At 66.6% G+C, this 23,385-nt stretch carries 17 protein-coding genes; 6 read left to right on the forward strand and 11 right to left on the reverse strand.

Features of this window, described 5'->3' with window-relative positions; all coding sequences use genetic code 11:
- The 9 genes from ftsY to gdhA form a co-directional block, all read right to left on the reverse strand.
- Nucleotides 1-1,516: signal recognition particle-docking protein FtsY (gene ftsY, locus EAW56_RS08475; protein ID WP_122086112.1), on the reverse strand; the 1,516-nt coding region annotated here is incomplete at its 3' end.
- Nucleotides 1,517-1,562: 46 nt separating this feature from the next.
- Nucleotides 1,563-5,006: a chromosome segregation protein SMC gene (smc, locus tag EAW56_RS08480; protein ID WP_122086114.1), complete on the reverse strand. Its 3,444-nt coding sequence runs from the start codon at nt 5,004-5,006 to the stop codon at nt 1,563-1,565.
- A gap of 36 nt (nt 5,007-5,042) precedes the next feature.
- Nucleotides 5,043-5,333 (reverse strand): acylphosphatase, encoded by a 291-nt coding sequence (locus EAW56_RS08485; RefSeq protein WP_122086115.1) that lies wholly within the window; start codon nt 5,331-5,333, stop codon nt 5,043-5,045.
- Nucleotides 5,334-5,352: 19 nt separating this feature from the next.
- Complete coding sequence (locus EAW56_RS08490) at nt 5,353-6,855, reverse strand: alanine/glycine:cation symporter family protein (protein WP_122086117.1); 1,503 nt, start codon at nt 6,853-6,855, stop codon at nt 5,353-5,355.
- Between the two features lie 75 nt (nt 6,856-6,930).
- Nucleotides 6,931-7,785, reverse strand: coding sequence for a bifunctional DNA-formamidopyrimidine glycosylase/DNA-(apurinic or apyrimidinic site) lyase (mutM, locus tag EAW56_RS08495; RefSeq protein ID WP_095536782.1), 855 nt, complete (start codon nt 7,783-7,785; stop codon nt 6,931-6,933).
- Nucleotides 7,786-8,559 (reverse strand): ribonuclease III, encoded by a 774-nt coding sequence (rnc, locus tag EAW56_RS08500; protein WP_095277509.1) that lies wholly within the window; start codon nt 8,557-8,559, stop codon nt 7,786-7,788. It lies immediately after the preceding gene.
- Nucleotides 8,556-9,092 carry a YceD family protein gene (locus EAW56_RS08505; RefSeq protein WP_122086118.1) on the reverse strand — a complete coding sequence of 179 codons (537 nt, stop codon included), beginning with the start codon at nt 9,090-9,092 and terminating at the stop codon, nt 8,556-8,558. Before EAW56_RS08505 ends, rnc begins: the two co-directional genes overlap by 4 nt.
- Nucleotides 9,093-9,105: 13 nt before the next feature.
- Nucleotides 9,106-9,909, reverse strand: coding sequence for a DivIVA domain-containing protein (locus EAW56_RS08510; RefSeq protein ID WP_122086120.1), 804 nt, complete (start codon nt 9,907-9,909; stop codon nt 9,106-9,108).
- Between the two features lie 70 nt (nt 9,910-9,979).
- Nucleotides 9,980-11,326: an NADP-specific glutamate dehydrogenase gene (gdhA, locus tag EAW56_RS08515; RefSeq protein ID WP_122086121.1), complete on the reverse strand. Its 1,347-nt coding sequence runs from the start codon at nt 11,324-11,326 to the stop codon at nt 9,980-9,982.
- A 158-nt stretch (nt 11,327-11,484) separates the two neighbouring features.
- Here gdhA and EAW56_RS08520 point away from each other — a divergent pair, with 158 nt between their 5' ends.
- Nucleotides 11,485-12,642: a glycerate kinase family protein gene (locus tag EAW56_RS08520; protein WP_122086123.1), complete on the forward strand. Its 1,158-nt coding sequence runs from the start codon at nt 11,485-11,487 to the stop codon at nt 12,640-12,642.
- A 30-nt stretch (nt 12,643-12,672) separates the two neighbouring features.
- Here the strand turns inward: EAW56_RS08520 and EAW56_RS08525 are convergent, their stop codons facing one another.
- On the reverse strand, nt 12,673-13,071 hold the full coding sequence (locus tag EAW56_RS08525; protein ID WP_122086124.1) for a hypothetical protein: 399 nt from the start codon (nt 13,069-13,071) through the stop codon (nt 12,673-12,675).
- Between the two features lie 35 nt (nt 13,072-13,106).
- Here EAW56_RS08525 and EAW56_RS08530 point away from each other — a divergent pair, with 35 nt between their 5' ends.
- The 5 genes from EAW56_RS08530 (at nt 13,107) to EAW56_RS08550 (ending at nt 20,956) form a co-directional block, all read left to right on the forward strand.
- Nucleotides 13,107-14,432 (forward strand): DUF4921 family protein, encoded by a 1,326-nt coding sequence (locus EAW56_RS08530; protein ID WP_208636502.1) that lies wholly within the window; start codon nt 13,107-13,109, stop codon nt 14,430-14,432.
- Between the two features lie 101 nt (nt 14,433-14,533).
- Complete coding sequence (locus EAW56_RS08535; protein ID WP_122086126.1) at nt 14,534-15,817, forward strand: amidohydrolase; 1,284 nt, start codon at nt 14,534-14,536, stop codon at nt 15,815-15,817.
- Nucleotides 15,818-15,864: 47 nt separating this feature from the next.
- Nucleotides 15,865-18,282 carry a glycogen/starch/alpha-glucan phosphorylase gene (locus EAW56_RS08540; protein ID WP_122086127.1) on the forward strand — a complete coding sequence of 806 codons (2,418 nt, stop codon included), beginning with the start codon at nt 15,865-15,867 and terminating at the stop codon, nt 18,280-18,282.
- A gap of 35 nt (nt 18,283-18,317) precedes the next feature.
- Nucleotides 18,318-20,201, forward strand: coding sequence for an aminodeoxychorismate synthase component I (gene pabB / locus EAW56_RS08545; protein WP_122086129.1), 1,884 nt, complete (start codon nt 18,318-18,320; stop codon nt 20,199-20,201).
- Entirely contained in the window at nt 20,171-20,956 is a 786-nt protein-coding gene (locus EAW56_RS08550; RefSeq protein WP_122086130.1) for an aminotransferase class IV, read from the forward strand. The genes pabB and EAW56_RS08550 overlap by 31 nt, the downstream gene beginning before the upstream one ends.
- On the opposite strand, the gene EAW56_RS08555 is transcribed toward EAW56_RS08550, so the two are convergent.
- Complete coding sequence (locus EAW56_RS08555) at nt 20,925-23,327, reverse strand: ATP-binding cassette domain-containing protein (RefSeq protein ID WP_122086132.1); 2,403 nt, start codon at nt 23,325-23,327, stop codon at nt 20,925-20,927. The genes EAW56_RS08550 and EAW56_RS08555 overlap by 32 nt on opposite strands.
- Nucleotides 23,328-23,385 lie beyond the last annotated feature (58 nt).

Raw genomic sequence — 23,385 nt, forward strand, 5'->3', positions numbered from 1 at the left:
CGAGCTTGACGGGCACGCCGAGCTCCTCCTGGACCTGGAAAACGATGCCGCCCTTCGCCGTACCGTCGAGCTTGGTCAAGACGACGCCGGTGATGTCAACGACCTCGCGGAACACGCGCGCCTGCGCGATGCCGTTCTGGCCGACGGTGGCGTCGAGCACGAGCAGCACCTCGTCGACGTTGCTCTTCTTCTCCACTACGCGCTTAACCTTGCCCAACTGGTCCATGAGGTCGGTGGAGGTGTGCAGGCGGCCGGCGGTGTCAATGAGCACCACGTCCGCGCCCTCCTGCACGCCGGTCGCGACCGCGTCGAAGGCGACGGACGCCGGGTCCGCGCCCTCCTTACCGCGCACGGTCGAGGCGCCGACGCGGCGGCCCCAGGTCTCCAGCTGGTCGGCAGCGGCGGCGCGGAACGTATCGGCTGCGCCGAGCACCACGGAGTGGCCCATGGACACGAGCACGCGCGCAAGCTTGCCGGTGGTGGTGGTCTTGCCGGTGCCGTTCACGCCGGCGACCAGGATGACGGCGGGCTTGCCCTCATTCGGCATCGCCTTGATAGAGCGGTCCATGTCCGGACGCGCGGCCTCGATGAGCGTCTCGCGCAGCATCGCGCGGGCCTCAGCCTCCGTGGACACGCCGCGCTCCGCGATCTTCTCGCGCAGATTCTCGGTGACACGCAGGGTCAGGTTGGTGCCGAGGTCCGCCATGATCAGCGTGTCCTCGATCTCCTCCCATGCGTCCTCGTCGAGGTCGCCGGCAGTGAGGATCCCGAGCAAGCCCTGCCCGATCGCGTTCTGCGAACGCGACAGGCGCCCGCGCAGCTTGCCAATGCGCCCGGCAGCAGGCTCGATCTCGTCGAGCTCTTCCGCGGGGGCGTCATGCTTCTCGACGACCACCTCATCACTCGGCTCAGCACCCGCTTCACGCGCAGCGCCGGCGCTCTCGGCGGTCACAGCAGCGGCTTCGGCGGCCTCGGTGGCTTCGGTCTCCTGCTCGGTGGGCGCGACGTCCTCCGGGGCCACGACGGTCTCGGAGGCCTCCGGCTCGTCAGTGTTCAGCACGACCGTCTCGTCGGTGTCGCTGGAGTCGCTGGGATTGCTGGTGTCGCGGTCGGCGGCTTCCACCGGCGCCTCGTTCTGTGCGGGCTCCTCAACCGGCTCCGCAACCGGATCCTCCACCGGCTCCTCCACCGGCTCCGCGACAGGTTCCGGGATGGGAGCCGCTGCAGCCTTCGGCTCTTCCTTGGCTACTGGGGCCACGGGCTCGTTGCGAAGCACTGGCTCCTTGACCGGCTCCTTCGCAGGTGCGTCGGGGGCGGCGGCGGGCGCAAAATTGAAACCACCCTTGGCCTGGTAATTGCCGGATTTCTCCTGCTGGGTGAGCTCCTTCGGCTCCTCCGTCTTTTCAAAGGAGACGGTCTTTTCTTCTTTCCTGCGGCGCCCGACCACGACGATGCCCACGATGATGAGGACAACGACGATGATCGCGACGATGATCCACAGCAGTGGCGAGTTCATTGCTAGTTCCATATCCATGGCACCCATAGTGCCAGGCGCGGCGGAGCTAGTCAGCCGCAGGCTGCATTCGCTGCGACAGGACGCGCGTCACGCCGTCGCCGCGCATGGTCACGCCGTAGAGCACGTTCGCCACATCCATGGTCGGCTTCTGGTGCGTGATCACGATCAGCTGCGAGTCCTCCCGCAGCTCCTTGAGCAGGGCGATGAGGCGGCGAAGGTTGACGTCATCAAGCGCTGCCTCGACCTCATCCAGCACGTAGAACGGGCTGGGGCGGGCGCGGAAGATGGCCACCAAGAACGCGAGCGCGGTGAGCGACTTCTCGCCGCCGGAGAGCAAGGACAGGCGCTTAACCTTCTTGCCCGGCGGGCGCGCCTCGATCTCAATTCCGGTGGCGAGCATGTCGTCAGGCTCGGTGAGCACGAGCCGCGCCTCGCCGCCCGGGAACAGGGTGTGGAAGACGCGCGGGAACTCGTCCTCGACGTCTTTCCACGCCTCGGTGAAAAGTTGCAGGATCTGCGCGTCGACGTCGTTGATCACGCCGGTGAGATCCTCGCGCGCCTTGATCACGTCATCCAGCTGCGTGGACAGGAACGAGTAGCGCTCCTCGAGCGCCTTGAACTCCTCGAGCGCCAACGGGTTCACCTTGCCCAGCGCGCGCAGATCCTTCTCGGCTTGCTTCAGCCGCGCCTGTTCGGCGGCCTCATCGAAATCCTCTCCCGGGGTGTAATCGCGCAGGAGGTCCGGGATGGCAACGCCGAGGGACTCGGTGATCTTCTTCTCGGCTTCGTCGATACGCACCTGCGCCTGCGACTGCGCAATCTCCGAATTGTGCGCGCTGTCGGTGAGCCGCTTGAGCTGCTGCCGGGCCGCCGAGACCTGGCTGCGGGCCTGCTGCAGTCGCGCCTGCAGCTTGACGACGCTCCCCTGCCACCGGTCGCGCTCCTCCGCCGCACGGGACAACGCGTCCTGGATCCGGGCGATCAGGTCGCGGCCCTGCTCGGAGACGGTGCGGGCGAGCTCCGCCTGCGCGCGACGCTTCTGCATCGCCGCGTCGTGGCGTGCCTTCGCCTGCTTCTCGTGCTCCGCCTGCCGGCGCAGGGCGTCGCCGCGCCCTGCGCGCTGCTCCGCCTCGGCCTGCGCGGACCGGGAGGCGAGCGTGGCCTCCATCTCCATCGCCTTGACCTGGTTCAGTTCCTGCTGCGCCGCGTCGCGCTGGGCGGACGACGGCTCCTCGCTGGGCGTGTCCTCATCGTTGACGCGGGCAAGTCGGTCACGAGTCTGCGCCAAGTCCTCGCGGCGGGCGGCGAGCCGGGCCTCTGCCTCCGTGGCGCGCTGCGCAGCACGCTCATGTTCGTGTTTGTTGGCCTGCCACTGCTTTTCCAGCCGCTCGTGGTCGCGCTGCTGGCGCTCAGACTCCGCGTCGTATTCGCGCAGCGCCGCCTTCGCGCTCGCGGCGGTCACGCGCGCGTCCTCCGCGGCCAGCTTCGCACCCTCCAGCGTGCCCGAGAGCTCCTCAAGTTGGGCCTGGGCCACGTCGAGTTCCTCGCGGGCGCGTTCGATCTGGGCGCTCACTTCCACCGAGGTGGTGGCGCCGGTGCCGGCGGCGACCCAACCTTCGCCGACGACGACGCCGTCGCGCGTAACGGCGCGAAGCCGGGGGTCGTCGTCCACCAGCTGGCGGGCGGTGGGGAGGTCGTCGGTGAGCGCGACGTCGACAAGCAAACGCGTCACCGGCCCCAGCACCGACGCCTCGATGCGCAGGTGGTCAAGCAGCCAGTCCACCGGGGATTCCGCGTCGAGGCGCCACGCGCTGCCGCCGCTGCGGTCGATCACCACGGTGCGGGCCGCATCCGCGAGGAGCTCGACCGTTTCCGCGGTGACGTCGCCGGCCAATGCCTCCGCGTACTGGCCGAGCGCGGCGGACAGTGCCCGGTCCACGCCCGGTTCCGCGGTGACCAGTCCCGCGAGCGGGGCCGCCTCGCTGATGACCTCCGCCGCCGGTTGCTTCGGCGCCTGTTCCTGCAGCGTGGAGATGCGCGACTCCAGGGTGAACACGGCCCGCTCGCGCTCGCGCTGCTGGGCGCGCAGTTGCTCGAGGCGCTTGTCGGCGGCGTCCGACTCCGTGTAGGCGCGCACATGGGCCTCGTCCAGGGGTGCGCGCTGCGTATCCACGTTGGCCACCTGCTCGGCGGCCTCGCGTGCCTCCTTCTCCGCCGCGCGGGCACGGGTGCGCGTCTCTTCGAGCAGCTCGGTCAGGCGCGCCACGTCCTCCTCGGCCGCGGTGATCGCGCTCTGCTGCGATTCCTCCTGCGCGAGCAGCCGCACCACACCTTCGCGCCGGTCCGCGAGCGCGCGCACCTGCGCCATGTGCTCGCGCTCGGCGGCGTCGAACGCTTCCTGTTTCTCCGCGACCTCCTCGCGCAGCGTCTCGAGCCTCTCGGCGGCCTCTTCTGCAGCTTCAAGCGCCTCGGCGTAGTCCTCGTCGGCGAATGCTGCGCGGCGCAGCAGCTCCTCCGGGTCTTGGCCCGCGTAGGGCACCTGCGCGCCCGCGTTCTGTGCGCGCTCGGTGGCGATGCGGACTGTCGCATTGGCACGCTCCGCCAGGGTGGACAGCGTGAACCACACCTGCTGGGCCTGCTCCGCCTGCGGCTGCGCCTCCTCCTGCTCGAACTCGATCTCCGCCTGCGTCTGCTCCGCTTCTTCCAGTGCGGCAGTCGCGGTCTCGACCTGCTCGGCGAGGAGTTCGGCGGCGCGGGTGGCGTCGAGAAGCGTGCTGCGCAGCGTCACCACCTGGTGGCCAGCGAGCGACATGCGGGCCTCGCGCAACGTGGACTGCACGGTGGCGGCACGCTTCGCGGCCTCAGCCTGACGGGCCAGCGGCTTGAGCTGTTTGCCCAGCTCCTCGGTCAGGTCGGTAAGGCGGTCGAGGTTCGCCTGCATGCCGGTGAGCTTGCGCTGCGCCTTCTCCTTGCGGCGCCGGTGCTTGAGCACCCCCGCCGCTTCCTCGATATAGGCGCGGCGCTCCTCGGGGCGCGACTCCAGGATTTCGGAGAGCTTGCCCTGGCCGACGATGATGTGCATCTCGCGGCCGATGCCGGAATCCGACAGCAGCTCCTGGATGTCCATCAGCCGGGCCTTGGACCCGTTGATCTCGTACTCGGACGCGCCGTCGCGGAACATGCGGCGCGTAATCGCTACATCGGTGTACTCGATGGGCAGGTGCTTGTCCGAGTTATCAAAGGTGAGGGTGACTTCCGCGCGGCCGAGCGGCTTGCGGTCACCGGCGCCGGCGAAGATCACGTCCTGCATCTTCCCGCCGCGCAGGTTCTTCGCGCCCTGCTCCCCCATCACCCACGCGAGCGCGTCCACGACGTTCGACTTGCCGGAGCCGTTCGGCCCCACCACGGCGCAAATTCCGGGCTCGAATTTCATCGTGGTCGCTGAAGCGAAGGACTTGAATCCTTTGAGCGTCAGCGATTTCAGGTGCATTGGCGTCAGTGTACCTGCCCGGGCCGCAGCCCGTCCTTAGCGTTCCTCAAAGCCGGAAAGCCCCTTCGGCTCGCCGTACTGCACGCCGACAAACTCCACGCACCCCGGGCGCTTCGCCGTCGACGATTCCTCGTTCAGCAGCGCAAAAAGCTTCTCGACGCTCCCTCGCTCCCCCTCCGCAACAACCTCGACACGCCCGTCGGCGAGGTTCTTCGCGTACCCGCGCAGCCCCAGCTCCAGGGCGCGGGACCGGGTCCACCAACGAAAACCCACGCCCTGGACGTGTCCATGGACGTGGGCTGTCATTCTCACACGCTGTTCAGTCATGCCACCACACTAGCCGCGGCTACTGATCCGGATGATCCGCCACCTTCAGGTCCTCCGCGCTGCGGCGGGTGACCGGGTCGGAGCCGTCCCAGTACTCCACGTTTTTCAGCCCCGGGACCATGTCCCGGTGGAAGACCGGGTCGACGCCCTTGGCGCGTTGCTCGTTGTAGTTCTTCAGCAGCTTGAAGGCCACCCCGCCGAGCGGGACGAGGGCGATGATGTTGATGATTGCCATGGTGCCCGCCATGGTGTCGCCCAGCGCCCACACGAGCGGCAGCGAGCCGAAGGCGCCGAAGATGACAAAGCCGATCACGCCGAGGCGGAAGAGCAGCATGACGAGCTTCGAGTCGGTGAGGTACTCCACGTTGGCCTGCGCCAAGTAGTAATTGCCAATCACGGAGGAGAAGGCGAGGAAGAACAGGATGAAGGTGACGGCGTGGGTGCCCCACGCGCCGACGCTGTCCGCCAGCGCGGACTGGGTCAGCGACGCGCCCTGGATGTCATCGTTGCCGTAGGAAACAGCTGGGCCGAGCAGCACGATAAAGGCGGTGATGGTGCAGACCACGAGGGTGTCAAAGTACACGCCGAGGGTTTGCACCAGGCCCTGCTTGACCGGGTGCGACACCGTCGCGGTCGCCGCCGCGTTCGGCGCGGAGCCCTGGCCGGCCTCGTTGGAGAACAAACCGCGGCGCATGCCCTGGGCGAACGCGACGCCCAGCCCGGCGCCGGCGACCTGCTTGAGGCCGAGGGCGTGTCCGACGATGAGGGCGAACATCCCGGGCACCTCGGTGATGTTCATGATGATCACGAGCAGGCCGATCAGGATGTACGCGATGGCCATGAACGGCACGATGATCTGCGTCACGCTCGCGATGCGGGTCACGCCGCCGAAGATGATCATCGCCGTCAGCGCCGCAACCGCCGCGGCGACGATGCACTTCATGGCGACGGAGTCGGTGTTGAACGAGCCGCCGACTGCCTCCACGATTGAGTTGGTCTGAATGGCGTTGTACACAAAACCGTAGGTCAGCGACAGCGCGACGGCGAAGATGACGGCCAGCGGCTTCCAGTTCAGCCCGCGCGTCATGTAGTAGGCCGGGCCGCCGTGGTAGTTCCCGTCCTCGTCCTTGGTCTTCCACAGCTGCGCGAGCGTGGACTCGACGAACGCGGTAGCGCCGCCGACCAGGGCGATGATCCACATCCAGAACACGGCGCCCGGCCCGCCGACGGAGATGGCCAGCGCAACGCCGGCGATGTTGCCGGTGCCCACGCGGGACGCTGCGGAGATAGTGAAGGCCTTGAACGCGGAGATGCCACCGTATTCCTCATCAAGGTCGCGGCCCTCGCGGTCCTTGCCCTTTGGTGTCTCGGTGACCGCCTTGAGCATTTCAGGCAGGAGTCGGATCTGCACAAAGATGGTGCGGAGGCCGAAGTAGATACCGGCTGCCAGGAGCAGCCAAGGAACGACGTTCCAGATGATGCCATTGAGCGAGTCGTTCACAAACGACGTTGCGGATTCCATGGCGGGAATCTTAATGGGTGATATGAGGAAACTCGCAACGACGATGTACGCTTCCCCACATTCGTGGGCGGGCAGTTAGCCGCGTTGGCACTGGGGGCAGTAGAAGCTGGAGCGCCCGCCCACCACCATCCGTTCGATGGGGGTCCCGCAACGGGCGCACGGTGCGCCCGCTTGCCCGTATGCGTTTAACGAGCGCGAGAAGTACCCTGAGGCGCCGTTGACGTTGACGTAGAGGGAATCGAAACTGGTGCCGCCCTGCTCGAGGGCGCGTGCCATCACGTCCCGCGCGTGGTCCAACAGCGCGATGGTGTCGCGTTGGCGCAGCGAGCGGGCGCTTTTCGACGGCCTCACGCCCGCCGCCCACATCGCCTCATCGGCATAAATCGACCCGATCCCGCTCACCACCTCTTGGTTGAGCAACACCGTCTTAATCGCCGAGCGTTTCGTGCGAATCAGGCGCGCCGTTGCAACCGCGTCAAAGTCGTCCTCGAACGGGTCCGGGGCAATGTGCGCGACTGGTTCGGGCACATCGCCGGAAAACGGGGCGTACTGCCACAGCCCGAAGGTGCGCTGGTCCACGAAGTCCAGCTCGAGCGGCTCCCCTGCCACTGCGCTATCGCGGCCGGAACCGCCAAGCAGGGCCCGAATGCGCAGGTGCGGGCTGTCAACGCTGCCCGGAGCGCCGACGAGCATCTGCCCGCTCATGCGGAGGTGGATGACAAGGGCGTCGGCGCAATCCAGCGTGAGCCACATGAACTTGCCGCGCCGCCCGGTGCCGGTAATGGTTGTTCCGGGCAGGACAGCTGCGAGGTCGTGGGTGTTCCCGCGGACCGCGCGGGGGTGCAGCACCTCGACCGCGGTGAACGTGCGGCCGACCACGTGGCGATCGAGCCCGCGGCGGACCACCTCCACCTCTGGCAGTTCGGGCACTTAGTGCTCCTTGGCGGTGCCCGCCACGGCCTCGGGGTGGTCGCGGAGGAACCGGACCGCGTTGCGCGCCGCTTCTTGCTCCGCCAGCTTCTTGCTCGGGCCGACACCGCGGCCACGGGACTCCTCGCCGACGAAGACGTCGGAAGTAAAGGTCTTGTCGTGGTCGGGGCCCACCGAGGTGGCGCGGTACTCCGCCAACGGGGCCTTCAGCTCTGCGAGGCGCTCCTGCAGTTCGGTCTTCCAGTCCTTGTGCTTGCCGGAGACGGTGGCGTGCTGCAGCTTGTCGTCGAACAACCGGAGCACGACGTCCCGTGCCGCGGTGAAGCCGTGCTGCCGGTAGATCGCGCCAAACAGGGCCTCGGTCGTATCGGCCAAGATCGAGTCCTTCTTCCGGCCGCCCGTGGCCTCTTCGCCTTTGCCCAACAGGATGTGCGGGCCCAGGTCAATCTCGCGGGCGATGTCCGCCAGCCCGTAGCGCGACACGATGGCCGCACGCATCGGAGACAGATCGGACTCCGGCCGTGACGGATAGAGCTCGAACAGTTTCGTGGCCACCGACAGCCCCAGCACGGCGTCGCCGAGGAACTCAAGGCGCTCGTTGTTTGGGAGGTGACCGTGCTCGTTGGCAAAGGAGCGGTGCGTCAGGGCGAGGCGCAGGTAATCGTCGTCAAGCTGCACGCCGATGCGCTCGAGCAGCGGCGAGTGGTCCACTGCGGCGAAGGCTTGCGCAAGGGCTTCCTCGCCGGAGAGTTTGTGTTTGCGGGAACGGCTCACAGGAACTTCTCCAAACCGGCCCAACGCGGGTCGACCAGGTTGTTTTCCTCCCCTGACACGCCGTCCGGGTCGGGGACCCCCGTGTCGCCGTCGCACTCTGGCTCGCAAACCGGGTTGAACGGCAGGGTCAGGCCCGCCTCGTCCACAAACGCCTGCTCAAGGTCAACCGTTTCGTCCTCAATCCGGCGGATCTCATCGCCCGAGCCCTGGTCCTCCTCGGCCTCAGCATCGCCGACGATGAAGCCGTCGTCGCCTTCAAACACCTGCGAGATCTGCAGTGTCTTCGTGGGCGTCAGCGTCTTCAAGCAGCGGACGCACTCGCCCTTGAACTGAGCGGTCAGGCTGGCGTCCACGAGCACGCCCGAGCCGAGCGGGGTGATGGTCGCATCCACTTCCACTTCCTGGCCCTCCGGGAGGGCAATCATCTCCGGCCCCACCCTCGACGGGCTCGGGCCGGACAGGTGGACGGTGACTGGCATTCCGTCGCCGTGGAGTGCGTCGGCGACATCAACAATGAAAGGATTCTTAGCCATAACAGCCAGTATCCTACTCACGGTTTCCGCGGTCAGCTCGCTGGCTCCGGCCGCTGCGCGGGTAGCCGCGAGGATCGTAATGGTCCGTCCTTACGTCTCCCCTGCTGTCACCGCGGTCGCGCGACGTACCGGCTGCACCGGCACCACGGCGCAGCGCGGAACGGTCCGAGGACACAGTGCGCAGGACGGAGGACAACGACTCCTCGAACTCCGCCAGCTTGGAATCCACGTAGTCGTCGCACTCGCCGCGCAGTCGGGACGACTCGGAGTGCGCCTGCTCGACCAAGCGGTGCGCCTCCTCGTCGGCGCGGCGCATGACCTCGGACTCGGAGATGAGGTGCTCCTGCTGCGCAAGGCCCTCGTCGATGGAGCGCTGGTACTGCTGCTTCCCGTCCTCAACGAGGCGCTCGGCCTCGGTGTGGGCGCTGTCGAGCGCGTAGTCCGCTTCCTCCTGAGCGCGCGAGGTGATGCTCTCCGCGTCCTGCTCGGCACGGGCGACCAGCGAGGTGGCCTGCGCCTGCGCGTCGCTCAACATGGATTCGGACTGGGACTGTGCGTCCCCGAGGATGTGGTCTGCCTCCGCCTTCGCGTCGCCCACGAGCTGGTCCGCGCGGTTTTCGGCACCAATAAGGATCTCGTCCTGCTTATCCAGGACGTCCTGCGCATCATCGATCTCCTTGGGGAGGGACTCCCGGATGTCGTCGAGAAGCGTGAGCATCTCGTTGCGCGGAACCATGCAGTTGGCGGTCATTGGCACGCCGTATGCACCCTCAACAGTCTTGACAAGCTCGTCCAGTGCTTCAAATACGCGATACATAGCTCAATAGCCTACTGGAATCCGCCCCGCGCGAAGCGAAGGCGGAACCAGTGTCCAACGACTGCGGCGGTTAGATGACGCCCTGCGCCAGCATCGCGTCTGCGACCTTCTTAAAGCCCGCGATGTTCGCACCGATGACGTAGTCGCCAGCATGGTCGTACTCCTCCGCGGTGTTCGCCGTGACGTTGAAGATGCCGGACATGATCTGGTGCAGGCGGCCGTCGGTGTAGTCGAAGGTCCAGGAGTCACGCGACGCGTTCTGCTGCATCTCCAGTGCCGAGGTCGCCACGCCACCGGCGTTGGCGGCCTTGCCCGGGCCGAAAGAGATCTTCTTTGCGCGGAAGACCTCCACTGCCTCTGCGGTGGACGGCATGTTTGCGCCCTCCGCCACGTACTTCACGCCGTTGGAGATGAGCTTCTTCGCGTGCTCACCGTCCAGCTCGTTCTGGGTCGCGCACGGCAGGGCAACATCCGCCTTGAGGTCCCAGATGGAGCCGTCCTCGTGGTAGGTCGCGCCCTCCGTCTCCTTTGCGTAGTCACTGATGCGTGCGCGGCGAACCTCCTTGACGTCACGCAGCAGCTCAACGTCGACGCCGTTCGGGGTCTCGACCCAGCCGGAGGAGTCGGACATGCCGACGACCGTGGCGCCGAGCTCCTGCGCCTTCTGCGCTGCATAGATGGCCACGTTGCCGGAACCGGAGACGATGACCTTCGCGCCGTCGAGGGACTCGCCCTTTGCCTTCATCATCTCCTGCGTGAAGTACACGCAGCCGTAACCGGTTGCCTCGGTGCGGACGAGGGAGCCGCCCCAGGTCAGACCCTTCCCTGTCAGGACACCGGACTCGTGCTGGTTTGCCAGGCGGCGGTATTGGCCGAAGAGGAATCCGATCTCGCGGCCGCCCACGCCAATGTCGCCGGCGGGGACGTCGCGGTACTCGCCGATGTGGCGCCACAGCTCAGTCATAAAGGACTGGCAGAAGCGCATGACCTCGCCCTCGGACTTGCCCTTCGGGTCAAAGTCGGAACCGCCCTTGCCGCCGCCGATGGGAAGGCCGGTCAGAGAGTTCTTGAAGATCTGCTCGAAGCCAAGGAACTTGATGATGCCCAGGTTCACGGACGGGTGGAAGCGCAGGCCGCCCTTGTAGGGGCCAAGCGCCGAGTTGAACTGGACGCGGAAGCCGCGGTTGACGCGGATCTCGTTATTGTCATCCATCCAGGGGACGCGGAAGATGATCTGGCGCTCCGGCTCGCACAGACGCTCAATGAGCCCGTAGTCCGCGTAGTGCGGGTCCTTGCCCAGGACGATCTTCAGGGAGTCGAGCACTTCGGCGACGGCCTGGTGGAATTCCGGCTCACCGGCGTTGCGCTGGAGCAGCTTGTCGTAGTAGCCAGCGACCTCTTGTTCGATCGAGCTCATGAGCTTTCCTTTCAATACCTGTTAGGCAGTAGGTTTCAGGATCGCGGTTCAGCCTACAGTAGGTTTCGGTCTCGCGATAGAAAACTGCCGAATTTTCATTCTTGGCCGCCAGCTACAATGCCCTCAACATCCCAGCACGCACGGAAAAAGGGGAAATTATGAGCTTGATCACAAATGACGTCGACGGTGTTGAAGCGCCCTCCGCGCGCATCGTTATTGCACCAGACTCGTTCAAGGGCACCGCCACTGCGGAACAAGCCGCACAGTGGCTCGGCGAGGGCGTCCGCAGCGTCATCCGCGACGCCGACATCACCCTCGCACCCATGGCCGATGGCGGCGAGGGCACCTCCTCCCTTTTTGCTGGTGAGCGCATCACTCTCCCCACCACGGACGCCGCCGGGCGTCTCACCGAGGCGACCTACACCTACGACGCGGCCACCGAGACCGCCTACATTGACGTCGCCGCAGCCTCCGGCCTCCCCGCCGTCGCTGACCACCCGGTACCGCTCACCGGCGACACCTATGGCACCGGCGTGCTCATCGCGGATGCGGAAACGCGCGGCGCGAAGCGTATCGTCCTGGGCCTCGGCGGCACCGCCACGATCGACGGCGGCACCGGCATCCTCGTCGCGCTCGGTGCGAACCCCATCGACCAGGCCGGCTACCAGCTCAAGCCGGGCGGTGGCTCCCTCACGCAGCTCGCCGACCTGGACACCGCCAAAGTCAATGTCCCCGCCGGCGCGCTCGAGTGGCTGTTGCTTACCGACGTCACCTCGCCGGCCACCGGCCCCTCCGGTGCAGCCGCAGTGTTCGGCCCACAGAAGGGCGCGTCTGCCGAGGACGTCGAACTCCTCGACGCGGGCCTGACCCGCCTGTGCGAGGTGGCCGGGATCGACCCCGCTACGCCGGGGATGGGCGCCGCGGGCGGCCTGGGCATCGGCATCACGTGGCTCTCCACGCTGCTGCACGGCGACGCCAACCACGTCCACATCACGCCCGGCGCGCGAGCCGTCGCCGACGCGAACGGCGTAGCGGACCTGATCGGAGCTGCCTCCCTTGTGATCACCGGAGAGGGCCGCTTCGACTCGCAGACCGCGAGCGGCAAGGTCGTCGGCGCGATCTGTGAGATGGCTCGCGAGGCAGGAGCAGGCTCCCCCACCGTCGCAGTGGCGGCGGGAAGCTTTGAGGGCGAGCCCGACGGGGGCGTGCTGGCTGTGCAGCTGGAGGATATTGCCGATATCCGCGAGCAGCTCGTCCGCGCGGGCGCGCAGATCGCGGTCGCGTACCTCAACGACGGCGCTACTGGCGCCGAGTAGCCGAGGCATCAGCGAGGGGGCGGCGAAGGGTCAGCGCAGGATCGTGACCATCCACGGGAAGAGCGCGGGCACCTCGAAGCGGTCCTGCTGCTCAAGCGCGACCGGGTCGCGCGGCAGGTCCGCCTTCGGGGTAAGGATGCGCGAGAGGCCCATGGCCAGGCGGTTGTAGCTGTCCACACCCTCGGCGCTGATGAGGTACCGGTGCACCTCGGCCCCGTCGGCGGCGGGGTCGGTGCCGCGCTCTTCCTCGTAGGCGCGCGTGAAAACGGCGAGCACGGGGGCGTCGAGAAGCACTGGGCCCTGGGCCTCGAGCGAGGCGGCGCTGAGCTTGCCACGACGAACGAGAATGTCCAGCGCGCGCTGTAACGCATCGCCGATTTCGCCAGCGTGGGCGGGCGGGACAAAGATATCGAACTGGATGTGAGGCATGCGACAAGCCTAACCAAGGGGTTACGCTGGGTCGCATGAGCTTTCCGCTGCCCTCGCATCGCGACGCACTGTCCACCATGGCCGACGGGACGATCAAGCAGGTCAACCCGTTTTCCGGTACTCAAGTGTGGACCGTGCCGGGGCGTGGGAACCGGCCGCTATCCACACCCGCGGCCGACCCGAAGCCGCTCTCCGGGGACGACTTCACCCACGCGTGCAACTTCTGCGAGGCGAAGCAACTGGCCACGCCACCGGAGAAGTCCCGGATGGTGCGCAACGGCGAGGAGTGGCGCATCCTGCGTAACCAAATGCCGCACGAGCTGGAGCAAACACGTGCCGAATTCAGGCGCGTACCCAACCTCTTCGAAATCGTCTCCTACCAGTACTGGAAGGAGAACTACGGCTACGAGATCACCGAGGCCCAGCGCTCGCGTATGGATGGCTACCTGGCAGACCACGAGGGCCGCGAGCACATCTACAACATTGTCCGCACGCGGCTGAAGGCCTCCGGGCACCAGGGCGAGCCGGACGAGGCGACCCTCATGTCATACGTGCCCGCGTATTTTGCGGGCGGGCATGACGTGATCATCGGACGCAGGCACTACGTTGACGGCGCGGAGAATGACTCACAGCTCGCTGGCTCGGGCACGCTCACGCCGGAGGAACACTTCGGCTTCATCACCTTCACCATCGACGCGCTCGCGGACCTGCTCGACCAGAACCGCTACGCGCCCTACGTGGTGGTGTTTCAAAACTGGCTTGCCCCCGCGGGCGCGTCGTTCAATCACCTGCACAAGCAGCTCGTGGCTATCGACGAGCGCGGGGTCCAAGCCGAGCTGGAGATCAGCAAGTTGCGCCAGAACGTGAACATGTACAACGAGTGGGGCGCGAACTACGCCAGCTACCACAACCTCGTCATCGCGGAGAACGAGCACGCCATTGTGCTCGTCGGCATCGGGCACCGCTACCCCACCGTGAGCGTCTACTCCAAGTCCCCGACTTGCGAGCCGTGGAAGCAGACCTCGGACGAGGTCCGCGGCATGTCCAACCTGCTGCACGCGGTCCACGCAGCGACGGGACCGGAGGTGTCGACGAACGAGGAGTGGCACTACAAGCCGGTGGACCTGGACCTGCCTATGCCGTGGCGGATCAACATCAAGTGGCGTATCTCCACGCTCGCGGGGTTCGAGGGCGGTACGAAGATCTACGTCAACACGCTCTCCCCGTTTGATATTCGCGACCGTGTGGTGACCAACATGTACCGGCTGCGCGAGGAAGGCGCGATCGACCCGGGCATCCGGATTGCGACGGAGTGCGCACCGGCGCGCAACGCGCTGCGCTACAACCCCGCGGTTGGGTGAACGCGGGGCGCACGCGATCGCTCGAGCGCCGCGCAAGGTGGTAAACAGGTAAATACACCCAAACCATCGAGCGTGTGGGTTGACCACACGGAGGAGCAACCTTGAGCGACACGAGCAATATCGCGTCCATAATTGAATCCTACGAGATCGATCCGGCCTGGCAGCGCAGGCTCTACGAGCTGCTGCACGCTAACCCGGAACTCTCGCTGCAGGAGGAGGAAACGCACCAGCGCCTCCTGTTGGAACTGAGCTTCCTTGACTGCGAGGTCATCGCGCCGATTGGCAAGTACGGCATCTGCGCTATCTTCCGCAACGGCGAAGGCAGCACGGTCTTGCACCGTGCGGACTTCGACGGCCTGCCCGTGACCGAGCAAACCGGCGTCCCCTACGCGTCGCACAAGCGCGTCACCACGAAGGACGGCGAAGTAGTAGGGACCATGCACGCCTGCGGCCACGACATTCATACCGCCGCACTGATGGGCATGTGCCACTTCCTGGACAACACGCGCGACAAGTGGTCGGGCACGTTTATCGCCCTGTTCCAGCCTGGTGAGGAGATCGGCGCAGGCGCAGAAGCGATGGTGGACGATGGATTGGTGGACCGCATCCCCTTCCCCGAAGTCTGCTTCGGCCAGCACGTCATGCCCGGGCGCGCGGGGCAGGTCATGTCCAAGTCCGGCCCGCAGTTTGCTGCCTGCGACTCCATCCGCATCCGCATCCCCGGCCGCAGCGCGCACGGCTCGATGCCGCACAACTCCAACGACCCCACATACACTGCCGCGATGATCATCTCCCGTATGCAGGCACTGGTGGGCCGCGAGGTGGATCCGAACGACTTCGCCGTGGTCACCGTGGCCAGCATGCACGCGGGCACGACCAACAACATTATCCCGGGCCACGCGGAACTGGTGTTGAACTGCCGCTTCTACAGCGAGCGCACCAAGGCCCGCATCTACGCCTCGATCGAGCGCGTCGTCCACGCCGAGGTGCTCGCCTCCGGCTCCACCGAGGCGCCCACGATCGAGTACTTCGCGCACGGCGAGCTGATGAGCAACGACGCGGTGGTGTACAACAAGGTCCGCGCCACGTTTAATGATGTCTTTGGCACCGATTCCGTCAACGCCGCGCGCAAGACCGTTTCCGAGGACTTCCCGGTGCTGCCGCAGGCCTTCGGCGTGCCGTACTTCTTCTGGCTCATCGGCTGCACCCCGCGCGAGCAGTGGGACAAGGCCGTCGCGGCGGACCGCGTGGAACAAGACGTACCGGTCAACCACATGTCCACGTTCCTCCCCGAATACGAGCCAACGATCAAGGCGGCAACCAACGCCGGTTTGGCCGCGGTGCTGACCTATCTGGCCACTGATGCGCCCGCGAAGAGCCGGTAGGCTCGGGCAACGTAAACTCATTTTGCAAAATTCCTGGAAGGCAGAGCATGAATAACCCCGCACACGCCCCGTCGCTCGAGGCCGCGCTCGGCGGCCACGTCCGCGCGTTTTCCGGTAGCACGCCGGAAAACGCCACGAACAAGAAGTTCTGGACCGGCTTGTCCTCCGCCGTGATGGAGCAGCTGGCGGACAACTGGAATGCCACCCGTTCCAAGTACGCCGCGGGCCGCCAGGCCGCATACTTTTCCGCCGAGTTCCTGCAGGGCCGCGCACTGCTCAACAACCTGACCAACCTGGGTCTGGTCGACGAGGCACAGCGCGTGGCGCGTGAGTACGGCCACGAGCTGTCGGACGTGCTCGAGGTTGAGCACGACGCGGCACTGGGCAACGGCGGCCTTGGCCGCCTCGCCGCCTGCTTCCTCGACTCTGCAGTCACCCAGGACTACCCGCTGACCGGCTACGGCCTGCTCTACCGCTACGGTCTGTTCCGCCAGGAGTTCGTCGACGGGTTCCAGAAGGAGCACCCGGACGCTTGGAAGGAGTCCTTCTACCCGTTCATCGTGCGACGCGGCTCGGAGCAGCGCATCATCAAGTTTGATGACATGCACGTGCGCGCCATCCCGTTCGACATGCCGATCACCGGATACGGCACCGACAACGTGGGCACCCTGCGTCTGTGGGACGCGTCGCCGATGCACGAGTTCGACTACGACGCCTTCAACCACCAGCGTTTCACCGACGCGATCATGGAGCGCGAAGCGGTCCACGACATCACCCGCGTGCTCTACCCCAACGACTCCAGCTACGCGGGCAAGGTGCTGCGCGTGCGTCAGCAGTACTTCTTCGTCTCCGCGTCCCTGCAGGAGCTGGTAGACAACTACGTCGAGCACCACGGCGAGGACCTCAGCGAGTTCCACAAATACAACTCCATCCAGCTCAATGACACCCACCCGGTCCTAGGCATCCCCGAGCTGATGCGCTTGCTTATGGACGAGCACGGCATGGGCTGGGAGGACGCGTGGGAGGTCACCTCCAACACCTTCGCCTACACCAACCACACCGTGCTGCAGGAAGCGCTGGAGACCTGGGAAGAGTCCATCTTCAAGCAGCTGTTCTGGCGCATCTGGGAAATCGTGCAGGAGATTGACCGTCGCTACCGCATCGACATGGAACAGCGCGGCATCGGCCCGGAGGAAGCGCACCACTACTCCCCCGTGCACGACGGTTCCATCCACATGGCCTGGATCGCCTGCTATGCGTCGTATTCCGTCAACGGCGTGGCCGCGCTGCACACCGAGATTCTCAAGCGTGACACGCTCGCCTACTGGTACGGCATGAACCCGGAGCAGTTCAACAACAAGACCAACGGTGTGACCCCGCGCCGCTGGCTGCGCATGTGCAACCCGCGCCTGTCCGCGCTGCTGGACCGCCTTGCGGGCAGCGACGCCTGGGTGACCGACCTGTCCAAGCTGCAGGAACTGAGCCGCTACGCCGACGACCCGGCCGTGCTCAAGGAGCTGCGCGAGATCAAGGCCGACAACAAGCGCGACTTCGCCGAGTGGATCGCGGAGCGCCAGGGCGCGGAGATCGACCCGGACTCGGTCTTTGATACCCAGATCAAGCGCCTCCACGAGTACAAGCGCCAGCTGATGAACGCGCTGTACATCCTGGACCTGTACTTCCGCATCACGCAGGACGGCGAGCGTGACATCCCGAAGCGCACCTTCATCTTCGGCGCCAAGGCGGCTCCGGGCTACACCATGGCCAAGGGCATTATCAAGCTCATCAACACCATTGCCGAGCTGGTGAACAATGACCCGGAGGCCTCGAAGTACATCACGGTCGTGTTCGTGGAGAACTACAACGTCTCCCCCGCCGAGCACATCATCCCGGCGACCGACGTGTCCGAGCAGATTTCCACGGCCGGCAAGGAGGCCTCGGGCACCTCGAACATGAAATTCATGATGAATGGCGCGCTGACCCTGGGCACCATGGACGGCGCCAACGTGGAGATTGCCGAGGCAGTGGGCGAGGAGAACGCCTACATCTTCGGCGCCCGCGAGGAGCAGCTTCCCGAGCTGAAGCGCAACTACGACCCGAAGCAGGTCGCTGCCGACACCCCGGGGTTGATGCGCGTGCTCGATGCGCTTGTCGACGGCACCCTGGACGACAACGGCAGCGGAGCCTTCCACGACATTCGCACCTCCCTGCTCGACGGCTTCGGCTTCGACGACCCGGACGTCTACTACACGCTCGGCGACTTCGCGGACTACCGCGACACCCGCGACCGCATGGCCGCCGAGTACTACGCAGACCCGGATCACTGGGCGAAGATGTGCTGGATCAACATCTGCGCGTCCGGCCGCTTCTCCTCCGACCGCACCATCCGCGACTACGCGGAGGAAGTCTGGAAGATCGAGCCGCGCCCGGTCAACGCGGAGCACAACGCGTCCACCGCAAACTAGGAGGCGCACACCCCAGCGGTAAGATCATCCGCACCATGATCTTGCTGCTGGACAACCGCGATTCCTACACCTACAACCTCGCCCACCTCGTGGCGAAGGTGACCGGCAGCGAACCCCTGGTGGTCCGCTGCGACGCCCCAGAGGCACCGGAACTCCCCGCGCGCATCCGCGCCGGGGAGTTCTCCCATATCATCATCTCCCCCGGCCCCGGCACCCCGGAGAGCGACGAGGATTTCGGGGCCTCCCGGCGCGCCATCGAGGCCGCAGCGGAGGCCAAACTTCCGCTGCTCGGGGTGTGCCTCGGGCACCAGGGACTCGGGCTTTTCGCCGGTGCGCCGATCCACCGCGCCGCACCGCAGCACGGCATGCTGTCCACGCTCACCCATTCCGGCGAGGGCATCTTCGCGGGGCTCCCGCAGGGCATGCACGTGGTGCGCTACCACTCGCTGTGCGTCGCTGATCCCGCAGCCAGCAACCCGCGTTTGGAAGTCCACGCCCGCGCCGAGGACGGCACGGTCCAAGCGCTCAAGGTCGCGGGCCTGAACCACTGGGGTGTGCAATTCCACCCCGAGTCGATCCTCACCGAGCACGGCGAGGCGCTCATGCGTAACTTCCTCGGCCTGCCCGGTCCGTGGCGCGTGGCGCGCACACGGCTCGAGGGCGCGCTCGACACCGAGGCGCTCTTCCGCGCGCTGCGCTCCACCCTGCCTGCGACGGAGGTGTTTTGGCTCGACTCCGCTACCGGCGACGGCACCACCATCATGGGCACTTCCGCCGGGAGTCTCGCTGCGGTGTTTGGCGGTGCGGGGAGCGTCGATAAGCTTTCTGCCCAGCTGCAACGCGGGGCAGTCGGGCCGATCCCTGGCGGGCTCGTGGGCTACTGCGCCTACGCGCGCACACCCGGCGCGGGCTGGTGGCTGCGCCCGCACGCGTTTGTGGTCTACCACCACGATGGCGCCGTGGTGGAGTGCTGCGTGCTCGTCGACGAGCACGAGACACCCGAGACCGAACGCTTGATGCAGCAGCTTATCCACGCCGTCCGCACCACCCAGGCGACCCCCACCCCGCGACCGCACGAGGCGGGACCGATCGAACTCGGGACCGGGGCGTGGCGGATGGACAAAGACACGTACCTCGGGCGCATCGCGGACATCAAGGAGGCGCTCGCACGCGGCGATTCCTACGAGGTCTGCCTCACCGACACGTGGGAAACCACAATCACCGGGAGCGGTCTCGACGCGTACTGCCGGCTACGCCGCGCCAACCCCGCGCCGTACGCTGCGTACCTGGACACGGGCACGGAGGAGATCCTCTGTTCCTCGCCCGAGCGGTTCCTCCGCCTCCGCGGGGGCATCGTGTCCTCCAAGCCGATCAAAGGCACGATCGCACGCGAGGAAGACCCGGCGTTCCTGCGACAGGACGCGAAGACGCGGGCGGAAAACCTCATGATCGTGGACCTGCTGCGCAACGACCTGTCCCGGGTGTGCGAGCCCGGGTCGGTCGAGGTACCCAGTCTGATGGCCGTGGAGACGTACGCGACGGTCCACCAGTTGGTCTCTACGGTGACGGGGCGGCTGCGCCCCGGAGTCACCGCGGCGGAGCTATTGCGGGCCACGTTCCCCGGGGGCTCGATGACGGGCGCGCCGAAGGAGCGCACCCTAGAGATCATCGAAAGCCTGGAGGCCGGCGAGCGCGGCATCTATTCCGGCACGATCGGGTACTTTGCGTTCGACGGGACGGCGGACCTGAACATTGTGATCCGCACCGCGGTCAAACGTGGCGAGCAGCTCACTGTGGGCGCCGGAGGGGCAATCGTCTGGGATTCTGATCCCGTGGCAGAGTGGGATGAAAAGCAGTTGAAGGCCGATGCAGTAGTGGAGGCGTTGCAGTGTCCGAAAAGTTCGCGGAGTTCCCGTTAACGGAATACGTCTGGGAGGACGGTTTCCGCCCTCGCCGCTGGCAACCCGGCTCCTACGTGGACAGGTACACCGTCGCTGATTCGTGGCGCCATTCTCGTGGCCGTACGAACCGCCTTGACCTCCACCTCGACCGATTCGAGGAGACCGCGGGACCGCTCCCGGAAGGGTTCGTGGAGGAGATGGTCGCCATGGCCTCCGAGGGCGAGCTGTTCCCCCGCATCGCGTTGTACAAGGGTGAACTCATTTTGCAGCTCCGGTTCGCGCCGCTGCCCCGCGACACCACGAGTCTCACCTACGCAGACGCGCCGGACCCGCGGAAGCACCCGCTAGTGAAGGGCCCCGACTTCATCCCACTTCGCTTGCACCGGCGCGAGTACATGGATACACAAACCGATGACATCGCCATCACCGACAGCTCCGGCGCGATGGTTGAAGCGTCAAACGGCGCGCTCGTCGCGTGGGACGGTGAAACGCTTGTCACCCCAGAGGGTGTCTACCTCCCCAGCATCACGCTGCGGCAGGTGACGGAGCGCGCCCGCTGGTTGGGCGTTCCCGTGCGGAAGGAGGCGCTCACCGTGGAGTCGTGCTGCGACCGCCCGCTGTGGTACCTCAATTCACTCCACGGGATTAGCCCGGTGAGCGAGATCCGGACAGCGCAGGGCACGATCATCCCGCCCGCGCACGCGGCGACTGAGCAATGGCGGGAGTGGTGGTGGTCCGGCTTTACGCCCGCGACCGCAGTGCTTCACCAGTAGGCGTATCCAGGCCTGCGAGCTGAGCGGGCGTTGCATCCGCAACGATTTGGCCGCCCTCGGCACCTGCGCCCGGCCCCATCTCCACGATGCGGTCCGCCTGGGCCATCATCGACAGATCGTGCTCGACCACCACGACGGTCTGCCCGGCGTCAACCAGCTTGTGCAGCTCCGCGTTGAGCAGTGCGATGTCGGCCGGGTGCAGGCCGGTAGTCGGCTCGTCCAGGATGTAAACCGTGTGGCCGCGGCGCGAATTGCGGGAGCGCTGCAGCTCGGTGGCGAGCTTAATGCGCTGGGCCTCGCCGCCGGAGAGCTCCGGCGCGCCCTGCCCCAGCCGCAGGTAGCCAAGGCCGACGGCCTGGAGCGTTTCCACCGCGCGCAGGATCTTCGGCTCGTCGGCGAAGACCGTGGCGGCGTCGTCGACAGTCAGCTCCAGCACCTCTGCGATCGTGCGGCCCTCCCACTGGACCTCGAGCGTCTCGTCGTTGTAGCGGGCACCGCCGCAGTCCGGGCAGGTGGTGTACGAACCCGGCAGGAACACGAGCTCCACCTCGATCTTGCCCGCGCCGCCGCAGGTTGGGCACTGGCCTTGCTTCACGTTGTAGGAGAAGCGGGAGACGGTCCACTTGCGGCGCTTCGCCTCGTCGGTGGAGGCGTAGAGCTTGCGCACGTTGTCAAAGAGGCCGGTGTAGGTGGCCAGCGTGGAGCGCGGCGTGCGTCCGATCGGCTTCTGCGTAATCTGCACGACGCGGCTGACGCGCTCGAGGCCTTCCGCATGGTCGACGGACCAACCACGCTCCTCGGCAGGGCTGTCCTCGTCGGTCACCATCGTCGCGTTGCGGCGCAGCAGCCCCGCGAGCACGGTGCTGATCAGCGTGGATTTGCCGGATCCGGAGACGCCAGCCACCGCGGTGAACTGGCCAAGGTGCAAGGTGAAGTCCAACGCGTCGATGCTGCGGGCGCGAACACCGGAGAGCACGAGGTCGCCGGCAGGCTCGGTCGGCTCCACCTTCAGCTCAAGTGTCCTATTGCGCAGGGCGCGCGCGGTGGGGGTGTCAGCGTCGTAGTCCGCAACCGGGCCAGAGTAGACCACGTCGCCGCCGCGCTGGCCGGCGAGCGGGCCGACGTCTACAAGCCAGTCGGCCTGCGCGACCAAGTCCATGTCGTGCTCGACCAGGAGGACGGAGTTGCCGGCGTCGATGAAGCGACGGCAGATGTCCAGCACCGCTCCCCGCTCGGCCGGGTGGAGGCCGGCGGACGGCTCGTCGAGCACGTACGCCACGCCGAACAGGCCGGAGCGCAGTTGCGCCGCCAGGCGGATACGCTGCAGCTCGCCGCCGGAAAGCGTTTGCGCCGGTCGGTCCAAGCTAAGGTGACCCAGCCCGAGCTCCAGGGCGGAGGTCAGCGAGGGCAGAATCTGCTTGAGCAGGAGCGCCTCGGCGGAGCTGGGGTCCTCCGGATGCTGCTGCGCCAACAGCTCGTGGGCGCGGTCGAGCGGGAGGGCGCCGAGCTCGTCGATAGGCAACCCTGCGTAGGTGACCTCGAGGGCGCGCTGGTTCAGTCGGCGGCCGTCGCAGGTTTCGCAAGTCCGCGACTCCATGAAGGACAGGGTGCGCTTGCGCAGCGAGTCGGACTGCGTCTCCGCGAGCGTCTTGCGCAGGTAGCTCGCCACCGAGCGCCAGGTGCCCTCGTAGTTGCGCTGGATCTGGTCCTTGCCGCGCAGGGGTTTGACGGTGACCACCGGGCGCTCGTCCGTAAACAGGATCCACTCGCGGTCCTCCTGTGGCAGGTCCTCCCACGGTGAGTCCAGGTCGTAGCCGAGTGCCTGGAGGATGTCGTGGAAGTTCTTGCCTGCCCACGCGCCGGGCCACGCCTTGATCGCGCCGTCCTCAATGGACAGCGACGGGTCGGGGACCATCGTTGCCTCCGTCGGCTCGTGGACCACGCCCGTGCCGTGACAGGTGGGGCACATGCCTTCCGGCGTATTCGGGGAGAAAGAGTCGGAGTACAGGCCGTGCGGGTTGTCGCCCGCGCGGGAGTATAGGAGGCGGATGCTGTTGGACAGCGCGGAGATCGTGCCCACGGTCGAGCGCGTGCCGCCGGAGGTGGTGGACTGCTGCAGTGCGACGGTGGGCGGCAGGCCCTCGACCTGGCTCACTTGGGGGTCCACGGCGGAGCCGATGAGGCGGCGCGCGAAGGGTGCGACTGACTCGAGGTAGCGGCGCTGGCCCTCGCCGTGGATGGTGCCGAATGCGAGCGAGGACTTGCCCGACCCGGACACGCCCGTGACCGCCACGAGCTTTCCCCGAGGCATGTCGACGTCGACATTGTTGAGGTTGTGCAGGTGGGCGTCGCGGACAGAGATACTAGACATGCTGCCACCATACGTCCGTCCCTGGAAACGCGACATCGCCCCCGGCTGAGCACATGTT

This window comes from Corynebacterium gottingense, from assembly GCF_003693265.1.
GTDB classification, from domain to species: domain Bacteria; phylum Actinomycetota; class Actinomycetes; order Mycobacteriales; family Mycobacteriaceae; genus Corynebacterium; species Corynebacterium gottingense.

Coding starts and splice junctions, on each gene's coding strand:
- smc (WP_122086114.1), bottom strand. CDS start 5,006: ATGCACCTGAAATCGCTGACGCTCAAAGGATTCAAGTCCTTCGCTTCA.
- EAW56_RS08485 (WP_122086115.1), bottom strand. CDS start 5,333: ATGACTGAACAGCGTGTGAGAATGACAGCCCACGTCCATGGACACGTC.
- EAW56_RS08490 (WP_122086117.1), bottom strand. CDS start 6,855: ATGGAATCCGCAACGTCGTTTGTGAACGACTCGCTCAATGGCATCATC.
- EAW56_RS08505 (WP_122086118.1), bottom strand. CDS start 9,092: ATGGCTAAGAATCCTTTCATTGTTGATGTCGCCGACGCACTCCACGGC.
- EAW56_RS08510 (WP_122086120.1), bottom strand. CDS start 9,909: ATGTATCGCGTATTTGAAGCACTGGACGAGCTTGTCAAGACTGTTGAG.
- gdhA (WP_122086121.1), bottom strand. CDS start 11,326: ATGAGCTCGATCGAACAAGAGGTCGCTGGCTACTACGACAAGCTGCTC.
- EAW56_RS08520 (WP_122086123.1), top strand. CDS start 11,485: ATGAGCTTGATCACAAATGACGTCGACGGTGTTGAAGCGCCCTCCGCG.
- EAW56_RS08525 (WP_122086124.1), bottom strand. CDS start 13,071: ATGCCTCACATCCAGTTCGATATCTTTGTCCCGCCCGCCCACGCTGGC.
- EAW56_RS08530 (WP_208636502.1), top strand. CDS start 13,107: ATGAGCTTTCCGCTGCCCTCGCATCGCGACGCACTGTCCACCATGGCC.
- EAW56_RS08540 (WP_122086127.1), top strand. CDS start 15,865: ATGAATAACCCCGCACACGCCCCGTCGCTCGAGGCCGCGCTCGGCGGC.
- pabB (WP_122086129.1), top strand. CDS start 18,318: ATGATCTTGCTGCTGGACAACCGCGATTCCTACACCTACAACCTCGCC.
- EAW56_RS08555 (WP_122086132.1), bottom strand. CDS start 23,327: ATGTCTAGTATCTCTGTCCGCGACGCCCACCTGCACAACCTCAACAAT.